The organism is Acidovorax delafieldii 2AN (genome assembly GCF_000175235.1).
GTDB classification, from domain to species: Bacteria; Pseudomonadota; Gammaproteobacteria; order Burkholderiales; family Burkholderiaceae_C; genus Acidovorax; species Acidovorax delafieldii_B.
The window spans coordinates 1-9,669 of record NZ_ACQT01000138.1 but is presented as its reverse complement, the minus strand read 5'-3'; the positions used below and the strand labels follow the sequence as shown (position 1 = coordinate 9,669).

General features: G+C 68.6%; 8 protein-coding genes and 1 other RNA gene. 8 read left to right on the top strand and 1 reads right to left on the bottom strand.

Going from position 1 to position 9,669, the window contains the following annotated elements; genetic code table 11:
• The 3 genes from ACDELDRAFT_RS15125 to ACDELDRAFT_RS15115 all read left to right on the top strand — a co-directional run.
• On the top strand, window positions 1-1,131 hold a 1,131-nt coding region (locus ACDELDRAFT_RS15125; protein WP_005798336.1), incomplete at its 5' end, for an FAD-dependent monooxygenase.
• 80 nt (window positions 1,132-1,211) lie between these two features.
• Window positions 1,212-2,909 carry an MBL fold metallo-hydrolase gene (locus tag ACDELDRAFT_RS15120; RefSeq protein ID WP_005798335.1) on the top strand — a complete coding sequence of 566 codons (1,698 nt, stop codon included), beginning with the start codon at window positions 1,212-1,214 and terminating at the stop codon, window positions 2,907-2,909.
• 205 nt (window positions 2,910-3,114) lie between these two features.
• Complete coding sequence (locus tag ACDELDRAFT_RS15115; protein WP_005798333.1) at window positions 3,115-3,912, top strand: rRNA pseudouridine synthase; 798 nt, start codon at window positions 3,115-3,117, stop codon at window positions 3,910-3,912.
• Window positions 3,913-3,986: 74 nt separating this feature from the next.
• Here ACDELDRAFT_RS15115 and rnpB read toward each other — a convergent pair.
• Window positions 3,987-4,326, bottom strand: an RNA gene (gene rnpB / locus ACDELDRAFT_RS23685) — RNase P RNA component class A.
• A gap of 78 nt (window positions 4,327-4,404) precedes the next feature.
• On the opposite strand from rnpB, the gene ACDELDRAFT_RS15110 reads away from it, so the two are divergent.
• From ACDELDRAFT_RS15110 to clsB, 5 genes are all read left to right on the top strand, one after another.
• Entirely contained in the window at window positions 4,405-5,664 is a 1,260-nt protein-coding gene (locus ACDELDRAFT_RS15110; protein ID WP_005798332.1) for an HD-GYP domain-containing protein, read from the top strand.
• Window positions 5,665-5,705: 41 nt separating this feature from the next.
• The gene (locus ACDELDRAFT_RS15105) at window positions 5,706-6,305 is read left to right on the top strand and encodes a class I SAM-dependent DNA methyltransferase (protein ID WP_005798330.1); all 600 of its coding nucleotides are present in this window, start codon (window positions 5,706-5,708) and stop codon (window positions 6,303-6,305) included.
• Window positions 6,306-6,576: 271 nt separating this feature from the next.
• On the top strand, window positions 6,577-7,494 hold the full coding sequence (gene cysK / locus ACDELDRAFT_RS15100; RefSeq protein ID WP_005798329.1) for a cysteine synthase A: 918 nt from the start codon (window positions 6,577-6,579) through the stop codon (window positions 7,492-7,494).
• 205 nt (window positions 7,495-7,699) lie between these two features.
• A complete protein-coding gene (locus tag ACDELDRAFT_RS15095; RefSeq protein WP_005798326.1) occupies window positions 7,700-8,467 on the top strand; it encodes an endonuclease/exonuclease/phosphatase family protein in 768 nt (255 codons plus the stop codon).
• A partial coding sequence (clsB, locus tag ACDELDRAFT_RS15090) for a cardiolipin synthase ClsB (RefSeq protein ID WP_005798324.1) occupies window positions 8,464-9,669 on the top strand: 1,206 nt, incomplete at its 3' end. The genes ACDELDRAFT_RS15095 and clsB, both read left to right, overlap by 4 nt.

The following is a 9,669-nucleotide window of genomic DNA, read 5'->3' as shown; positions in this document are numbered from 1 at the left end:
ATCAACCTGCTGCCGCACGCGGTGAGCGTACTCGCGGGCCTGGGGCTGCTGCCCGCCCTGGAAGCCATGGCGGTGCCCACACGCGCATTGGTGTTCGCCAACCGGCACGGACAAACGATCTACGAAGACCTGCGCGGCCTGGCTGCGGGCAGCAGCCACCCGCAGCTCAGCATCCACCGCGGCCACCTGCAGATGCGGCTCTGGAACGAGGCCGTGCAGCGCCTGGGCCCGGCCCAGGTGCGCACCGGCGAACGCGTCGTGGCCGCGCGCGAGACGCCCAACGGCGCGGTGGCCGAAATCCTGCACGCCGACGGCACGCGCAGCGAGCGGGCCTGCGACATCCTGGTAGGGGCCGACGGCATCCACTCGGCGCTGCGCCAGCAGTTCCACCCCGACGAAGGCGCGCCGCGCTGGAACGGCATGATGATGTGGCGCGGCACCACGCTGGCACGGCCTTTTCTGGACGGCCGCACCATGGTGCAGGCGGGCCACCGGCGGGCGAAGTTCGTGGTCTATCCGATTGAGCCGGTGCGCCCCGACGGCCTGCAGCGCATCAACTGGATCTGCGACCGCCGCCTGCGCGAAGACGGTTTTGGCGGCGGCCTCACGGCCCCCAGCCGCGAGGACTGGAGCCAGCCGGGCTCGCTGGACGACCTGCTGCCCACCTTCGGCAGCTGGCACTTTGACTGGCTCGACGTGCCCGGGCTGATCCGTGCGGCCGAGCAGATCCTCGAATGGCCCATGGTGGACCGCGACCCGCTGCCGCGCTGGCGCCATGGCCACACCACGCTGCTGGGCGACGCCGCGCACCCCATGTACCCCATCGGCTCGAACGGCGCGACGCAGGCCATCCTCGACGCGGCCGCGCTGGCCGATGCGCTGGATGCCCACGCCAGCATCACCGCCGCGCTGGACGCCTACGAGGCCGCCCGCCTGCCCATGACGCGCGAGATCGTCGCAATGAACCGCCGCGAGGGCCTGGACGCGATCCTCGACATGGTGGAAGAAGCGGCGCCCGAAGGCTTTGCACGCATCGAAGACGTGACCGACCCGAAAGTGCTGGCCGAATGGGTGCAGGCCTACAAGAAGGCGGCCGGCCACCAGTTGGCCCGCAACCCGGCAGCCCCCTGACGCCACCGCGCACGGGCCGTGCGCCAGCACGCACGGCCGGCGCACAAACGCGCGGGTCCGGCGCGGCCGATAATGGCCCGATGCCCCGCACCAACCAACAACTGCACCCCCACCGCGAACCCGTTGCCACCCGCCCCGCCGCCACCGTGCTGCTGCTGCGCGATGCGCCAGGCGACGGCGGGCTTGAAGTGCTGATGACCCGGCGCTCTGACAAGGCCAGCTTTGCGCCCGGCGCCTATGTGTTCCCAGGCGGCGGCATCGATGCGCTCGATGCCGCGCCCGCCACACACGCCGCCGCCGACCGCCGCGCCACGCAGAGCGACCTGCACCTCACCCAGGCCATCGCCGCCATCCGCGAGAGTTTTGAAGAACTGGGGGTGCTGCTGGCACGCCATGTGGATGGCCTCCGCAAGGGGCAGATGGCCGATGCGCAGGACATCGCCGCCATCGACCGCCACCAGCCGTTTGCCGCGCAATGCCAGGCCCGCGGCCTGCGCCTGGCGGCCGACGGCGTGTACCTGCTGGCCCACTGGACGGCCGACCGCGACCTGGCGCGCCGCTTCGACGTGCCCTTTCTCGTGGCCCGCATGCCCGAAGGCCAGGAACCCGTGGCCGACGAAGCCGAACAGTTCGAGCCTGTGTGGGTGCGACCTGCCGATGCGCTGGCGCGGCACGAGGCGGGCCAGTTCTTCATGATCTTCCCCACCATCCGCACGCTGCAGCGGCTGGCCCGATTCACCAGCACCCAGGCTGTGCTGGATGCGGTGGCGCACGAGCAGCCGCTGTGGGTGAGCTGCCCGCGCGCCGGCTTGCTTGGCGGCAAGGAAGCGCGCTACATGGAAGACGAAATGCCCTTTGGCGAGCTGGCGCTGGTGTGCCCCGACGGACAGATCGTTCACCCGCTCGACTGGCAGGCCGAGCGCCCCGTGCCTCTGCTCAAGAACGTGCAGCGCCTCACCGCCCCCAACCCCGGCGTGATGACCGGGCCCGGCACCAACAGCTACCTGGTCGGCGACCCGGCCACGGGCTACATCGCCATCGACCCCGGCCCGGCCGATGCCGAGCACCTGGACAAGCTCTGGCGCGCGGCCGGTGGCGACATCCGCATGATCGTGTGCACCCATTCGCACCCCGACCACTCGCCGGGCGCCGCGCCGCTGCAAGCGCTGTGCGTGCAGGCGGGCAAGGCCAAGCCGCCCATCCTGGGCCTGCCCTCCGCGCCCACCGCGCGCGCGGCCAGCCAGTTCACGCCCGATCGAGCGCTACAAAACAATGAGCTGCTGGCGCTTGCAGGACAAGCGCTAGAACGCGAAATTACCCATACCCTGCAGGTGATCCACACCCCCGGCCATGCGGCCAACCACCTGTGCCTGCTGCTGCAGGAGGACGGCCTGCTGTTCAGCGGCGACCACATCCTGAACGGCAGCACCACCGTGATCGACCCGCCCGACGGCAACATGGCCGACTACCTCGATTCGCTGGACCGCCTGGACGCGCTGTGCGCCGAACACAGCGTGGAGTTCATCCTGCCCGCGCACGGCTATGTGCTGGGAGGCCCAGTCTATGGCGCGCGCAACGCCATTGCCAGGCTCAAGGCCCACCGCCTGGCGCGCGAGGCCAAGGTGCTGGCCGCCATGCAGGCCCTGCCCGACGGCAGCATGGAAGACTGGGTACGCCACGCCTACGACGACGTGCCCCCCCGCATGTGGCCCGTGGCCCAGCGCTCGCTGCTGGCGCATGTGGAGCGCATCCGCGCGCTGCAGCCTGGCAATAACTGATGCCCCTGGGGCGCTGGCCGACGGTTGCAACGTCGTCGGCCTGCCCCAGCCGGCAAGCGTATAGCCGCAGAAAGACGCGGGCAAGCCCGTAAAAACCGGTTCCACGGCCGCAACGGCAGGAAGGCCGCGCCGCCACACGCAGAGCAGCCGACAATCGGACCATCGCACCATCGCTTCCCCGGCGAATGCCCACCTTATTTCTTCCATGACCGACAAGCATCCCGCCCCCGATCACATCCGCCTGGCCAAACGCGTTGCCGAACAACTGAACTGCTCGCGCAGCACGGCCGAGCAGTTCATCGAAGGCGGCTTTGTGAGCGTGGACGGCCGGGTGGAAGAAGCCCCCGGAGCCCGCGTGCGTCCCGACCAGGCGGTGGTGGTGGCGCCCGATGCCAGCCTACTCGCGCTGACACCCGTCACGCTGCTGCTGCACAAGCCCGCGGGTTTCGAGGCCGGGCTGGGCCAGCCGGGCCAGGGCGGCGCACCGCACAGCAGCCAGGGCAGTCGCAGCCAGGGCGCGCCGTCTGCAGCCACGCTGCTCAGCGCCGCATCCCACCTGCCCGAAGACGCCTCGGGCATCCGCGTGCTGCAGCGCCACTTCAAGCAACTGGAATGCTTCACGCCGCTGCCCACCGAAGCGAGCGGGCTGGTGGTCTACACACAGGACAAGCGCATCGCGCGCAAGCTGGCCGAAGACATCGAATCGCTGGAGCAGGAATGCATCGTCGAGGTGGCGGGCGATATCGCACCCAACGGCCTGCAGCGCCTGTGCCACGGCCTGTCGTTCAACGGCCGCCCGCTGCCGCCCATCAAGGTGAGCTGGCAGAACGAGACCCGGCTGCGCTTTGCACTCAAGGGCATCCGGCCCGGGCAGATTCCGGCCATGTGCGAGGCCGTGGGCCTCACGGCGGTGGGTATCAAGCGCATCCGCATCGGCCGCGTGCCGCTGGCCAAGGTGCCCGAGGGGCAGTGGCGCTACCTGCAGCCGTGGGAGCGGTTCTAGTCGGCCTGTTTGCTACCTGAACGATAGCAATTTGCGCTTGCCTGACAAGCGCCAGAGGCCCATTTGCATGAAAAGTGTGAAGCGCGCCGATAAGCCGGATTCTGTGCACTGCGGTTGCCCGCAGCGTGACCGCCATTACTCTGGGCCGGGGGTCACCCACCCGGCTCGGTGCTACCTACCCGCCAGCTCTGCGGAACCACATCAACGCTGGCCTACTTGGTATTGCTGCGCGTAGAGATTGCCCGTTTCACCCCCGGTGGTTTGCCTTGCGGCACTCCCCCGGGACTCGTCTCTGTTGCTCTGATCCTCACCTCACGGTGGGCAGCCGTTAGCTGCTACGCTGTCCTGTGCAGTCCGGACGTTCCTCCAGTGCCTGGTTTCCCAGATTGCACCAGCGGCGGTCTGGCACGCTTCACGGCGCGGATTATTGCATTGTCCGCTTCACCCTCGGCCGCCGCAGGCATAGTTACCGCTCGATCCCAAAAAACTGGCATGAAGACTTTTCAACGCAAAACCGCAGGGCGCATTGCCGCCGTCACGCTGGTGATGGCCGCTTGCGCCAGCCCGCTGGCCTGGCGGGTCTCGCGTGAAAACGCCGAGCAGCAGGTGGTGGCCTTTGCCCAGGAAGAATCGCGCCGCGTGTTGGCCGGTCAGGGCAGCGTGCGCCTGGATGGACCACAGGCCGCCACCCAGGCCCGGCAGGCGGCGCAGCTGCTCACCGGCGGTCTGTTCGAGATCGCTGAAATCTACGGCGCCGACGGCAGCAAACTGGCCGAATCGGTCACGCCCACGGGGCATGCGCTGGAGCAGCGGCTGCCCCGGCACGGCGCGCCCCGGTACACGCAATCGTCTTATGAGAGCCTGGAGCTGCCAGGCGGCGAGTGGGCATTGCGGGTGTTCGTGCCGCTGCGCGAAACGCCAGCGGGCGCCATCACGGGCTACTTCGAAGGGGTGCGCACCATCCCAGGGTGGCAGCACCAGCAGATCCTGTCGGACGCCTTCATCGCCAGCCTGATGGTGTGCCTGGCCTCGCTGGTATGCGGCGCGGTGATCTATCCGGTGGTGGTGCACCTGGTCAAGGAAAACGAGCACAAGGCCCAGCAGGTGCTCGACTCGCACATCGCCATGATGGAGGCACTGGGCCGGGCCATTGCCAAGCGCGACTCCGACACCGGCGCGCACAACTACCGCGTGGCCTGGCTGGCCGCCAGCGTGGCCGAGGCGCTGGGCCTGCGGGGCGCGGCCATGCAGTCACTGATCGCGGGCAGCTTTCTGCACGACGCGGGCAAGATCGGCATCCCCGACGCCATCCTGCTCAAGCCCGGGCGCCTGGACGATGCCGAAATGACCACCATGCGCACCCATGTGGCGCTGGGCGAAGACATCGTCACCGGCGCCGGCTGGCTCGATGGCGCCCGCGATGTGGTCGGCAACCACCACGAAAAGTGGGACGGAAGCGGCTACCCGCATGGCCTGGCGGGCGATGCCATCCCGCTGTCGGCGCGCATATTTGCCATTGCCGACGTGTTCGATGCGCTCAGTTCGCGGCGACCATACAAAGAGCCGCTTCCGTTTGCGCAAGTGATGGCCATCCTGCAAGACGGCCGGGGCAGCCACTTCGACCCCGCCGCGCTCGACACCTTCACCCAGCTGGCACCCGCGCTGCACCGCCAATTGCAGGGGCTGGACGAAGCGGCCACCCGCACGCTGATGACCGACATGGTGCGGCGGCATTTCGACATTCTGGTGTGAACACCCCAACGACCACGGCCCCCACGAATCCCACAACCCCCATGACCACCACGCATTTCGACACCGCCGCCCGCGACTGGGACCAGCGCCCGATGTCCCTGCAACTGGCCGCCGTGGCGCCGTGCATGCTGGCGCAGCTGCCGCTGTCCCCCACCGACCACGTGCTGGACTTCGGCGCGGGCACCGGCCTGTTGGCCACTCAGATCGCGCCACTGGTGGCGCATGTCACGGCGCTCGACACCAGCGCCGCCATGCTGGACGTGCTGCGGGGCAAAGGCCACGCCAACATCACCACGCACTGCGGCGACATTTTTGCCGGCCTGCCCGGCCACTACCACGCCATCGTGAGCTGCATGGCCCTGCACCACGTCGCGGACGTCGGCGCGCTGATGCAGGTGTTTGCCGACGCGCTGCACAGCGGCGGGCGCATCGCGCTGGTGGACTTGTACGCCGAGGACGGCAGCTTCCATGGCGACAACGCCGCCAAGGGCGTGCAGCACCTGGGCTTTGCGCCCGAGGCCTTGCAGGCGCTGGCCGAGCAGGCGGGCCTGCGCGACATCGGGTTCCGCGAAATCCTGCGCCTGCAGCACCGCAACGGGCGGGACTATCCGCTGTTCCTGATGACGGGACGCAAGCCATAGTTCAAATTTGATAGCTGTCTGCGCTCAGTTAGCGAGCACCACAGGCCATTTTGATGCTTAATTCCCCACCCGGTGCCGCCGCCATCCAGGCCGCCGTACCTGCCGCGTGGGTGCCAATGCCGGCGCGACTGCGGCAGCGGCCGGCCCCACGGCGCCTTGAAAGGCACCGCCCCGGCGCGCGATGCCCCCTCGGGCATATCCATATGCCCCCGCGGCAGAACAAGTGGTTCAGAATGTGCGCCACACCCTTTCCCCGTTCACAGGAGACGCCATGAAAGTCGACAACATTCTGCAAACCATTGGCAAAACCCCGCATGTGCGCATCAACCGCCTGTTCGGCCCCGGCGCCAACGTGTGGATCAAGTCCGAACGCAGCAACCCTGGCGGCTCCATCAAGGACCGCATTGCCCTCGCCATGGTCGAAGAGGCCGAAAAATCAGGCGCCCTGAAGCCCGGCGGCACCATCATCGAGCCCACCTCGGGCAACACGGGCGTGGGCCTGGCCGTGGTGGCGGCCGTCAAGGGCTACAAGCTCATCCTGGTGATGCCCGACAGCATGAGCATTGAGCGCCGCCGCCTGATGCTGGCCTATGGCGCCAGCTTCGACCTCACGCCGCGCGAGAAGGGCATGAAGGGCTCGATCGCTCGCGCCCAGGAGCTGCAGGCCCAGACGCCCGGCTCATGGATTCCGCAGCAGTTCGAGAACCCGGCAAATATCGACGTGCATGTGCGCACCACGGCGCAGGAGATCCTGGCCGACTTTCCCGATGGCCTGGACGCGCTCATCACCGGCGTCGGCACGGGCGGCCACCTGACCGGCGTGGCGCGGGTACTCAAGGCCAAGTTCCCGCAACTGAAGGTGTTTGCCGTGGAGCCCACGCTGTCGCCCGTCATCAGCGGCGGCGCGCCTGCGCCCCACCCCATCCAGGGCATTGGCGCGGGCTTCATCCCGAAGAACCTGGACACCAGCGTGCTCGACGGCGTGATTCAGGTCGATGCCGAACCGGCCCGCGAATACGCGCGACGAAGCGCGCGCGACGAAGGCATGCTGGTGGGCATCTCGTCCGGCGCCACGCTGGCCGCCATTGCACAGAAGCTGCCTGAGCTGCCCGCCGGTGCGCGCGTGCTGGGCTTCAACTACGACACCGGCGAGCGCTACCTGTCGGTCGAGGGCTTCCTGCCCACCTGAGGGACGGTGGGCGCGGCCAGCGCCCTGCCTTGCAACCCCGGGGCCCGCGCGGCCCCTTTTTTTTGGCCGCTGCAGCACACCGCCACGGCCCGCAGTCCTACAGCCGCCGCGCTGCAGGGCCAGAACAATCGTTTCACCCGCCGGTCGCCGCCGGCCGCCCCTGGCGGCGCCGTGCGACGGGCCTGCACAACGATTGCTCCTGCCCATGGATTCCTCCACCCACTCTGCACCCATCGCGTTCAAGGTGCTCACCGTGAACGTGCACAAGGGCTTCACCACCTTCAACCGCCGCTTCATCCTGCACGAGCTGCGCGAGGCCGTGCGGGGCGTCGGGGCCGATCTGGTGTTTCTGCAGGAGGTACTGGGCACGCACGCGCGCCATGCCAGCCGGGTCGCCAATTTTCCGCAGGTGCCGCACTACGAATTTCTGGCCGACGCCCTGTGGGCGCAGTTCGCCTACGGCCGCAATGCCGTGTACGACAACGGCGACCACGGCAACGCCCTGCTGTCCAAGTTTCCGATCACGCACTACGAGAACCACGACATCTCGGTCAGCGGGCCCGAAGCACGCGGGATGCTGCACTGCGTGCTGCAGCCGCCGGGCCACCAGCGGCCGGTGCACGCCATCTGCGTGCACCTGGGCCTGCGCGAATCACACCGCCAGCGCCAATTGCAGTGCGTGTGCGAACTGGTGCACGGCCTTCCTGCCGATGAGCCCGTGGTGCTGGCGGGCGATTTCAACGACTGGCGCAACCGCGCGCATGGCGTGCTGCTGCGCGGGGCGGGCCTGCAAGAGGTTTTCGTGCAGGCCACCGGACGGCCGGTGCGCACTTTTCCGGCCGCACTGCCGCTGCTGGCGCTGGACCGCATCTACGTGCGCAACGCAGCCGTGCACGCCCCCCTGGCCCTGCCGAAGACGCCGTGGAACAAGCTCTCGGACCATGCGCCGCTGGCGGCGGAGATTCTGCTATGAGCCGCGCCTTCCATCCGCCTCGCTCTTCCCGCTGGGTGCCGGGCAACCACTTCGAGCTGCTCGAAAACGGCGAGGAGTTCTTTCCGCGCGTATTCCACGCCATCGCCCAGGCGCGCCACGAGGTGATGCTGGAGACCTTCATCCTGTTCGAGGACAAGATCGGCCGGCAGTTGCACGCAGCCCTGCTGTGCGCGGCGCAGCGCGGCGTGGAGGTGCATGTATTGGTCGATGGCTTCGGCTCGCCCGACCTGTCTGACGAATTCGTGGGCAGCCTGGTGCAGGCGGGCGTGCGGTTTCGCGTTTTCGGCCCGGGGCGGCGCTTTCTCGGCCAGCGGCTGAACCTGCTGCGCCGCATGCACCGCAAGATCGTGGTGGTGGATGGGCAGTTGGGCTTCATTGGGGGCATCAATTACTCGGCGGACCACGTGGCGGATTTCGGTCCCGAGGCCAAGCAGGACTACGCCGTGCAGGTGCGCGGCCCCGTGGTGGCGCAGATGCACCGCTTCACCCGCGAGGCCGTGCTTGACCGCGCCGAGCGCAAGCGCCTGCGCCAGGCGGCGCCGCAAGACCTGCCGCACGCGGGCAGCGCCCACGCCATGTTCGTCACCCGCGACAACCGCCAGCACACAGCCGACATTGAGCGCCACTACCGCGTGGCCCTGCGCGCGGCCCGCCACCGCGTGGTGATCGCCAACGCCTACTTCTTTCCTGGCTACCGCTTCATCCGCGAAATGCGGCGCGCCGCCCGGCGGGGGGTGGACGTGCAGCTCATCCTGCAGGGCCGGCCCGATATGGCCATTGCACAAACGGCGGCCAGCCTGCTGTACGACCACCTGCTGCGCGCTGGCGTGCGCATCTACGAATACTGCGAGCGCCCGCTGCACGGAAAGGTGGCGCTGGTGGACGACGCTTGGTCCACCGTGGGGTCCAGCAACCTCGATCCGCTGAGCCTGTCGCTGAACCTCGAGGCCAACGTGATCATTCAGGACAGCGGCTTCAACGCCCAGCTTCACCGCCGGCTGGCGCACCTGATCGACAACAGCTGCCGGCAGGTCGAGGCGTCGCCGACCGGCCGCTGGGAAAGCCTGCGCTTGCTGCGCGGCTACGCCGTGTACCACTTCATGCGCTGGTTCCCGCGGTGGGCGGGCTGGCTGCCCCGGCACGAACCCGTCATTGCCCAGGCACAGCCCGAGCCCGGCACC

What these genes read in the sequence shown, in the direction of transcription:
- ACDELDRAFT_RS15120 (WP_005798335.1), top strand. Translation starts at nt 1,212, where the DNA reads ATGCCCCGCACCAACCAACAACTGCACCCCCACCGCGAACCCGTTGCC.
- ACDELDRAFT_RS15115 (WP_005798333.1), top strand. Translation starts at nt 3,115, where the DNA reads ATGACCGACAAGCATCCCGCCCCCGATCACATCCGCCTGGCCAAACGC.
- ACDELDRAFT_RS15110 (WP_005798332.1), top strand. Translation starts at nt 4,405, where the DNA reads ATGAAGACTTTTCAACGCAAAACCGCAGGGCGCATTGCCGCCGTCACG.
- ACDELDRAFT_RS15105 (WP_005798330.1), top strand. Translation starts at nt 5,706, where the DNA reads ATGACCACCACGCATTTCGACACCGCCGCCCGCGACTGGGACCAGCGC.
- cysK (WP_005798329.1), top strand. Translation starts at nt 6,577, where the DNA reads ATGAAAGTCGACAACATTCTGCAAACCATTGGCAAAACCCCGCATGTG.
- ACDELDRAFT_RS15095 (WP_005798326.1), top strand. Translation starts at nt 7,700, where the DNA reads ATGGATTCCTCCACCCACTCTGCACCCATCGCGTTCAAGGTGCTCACC.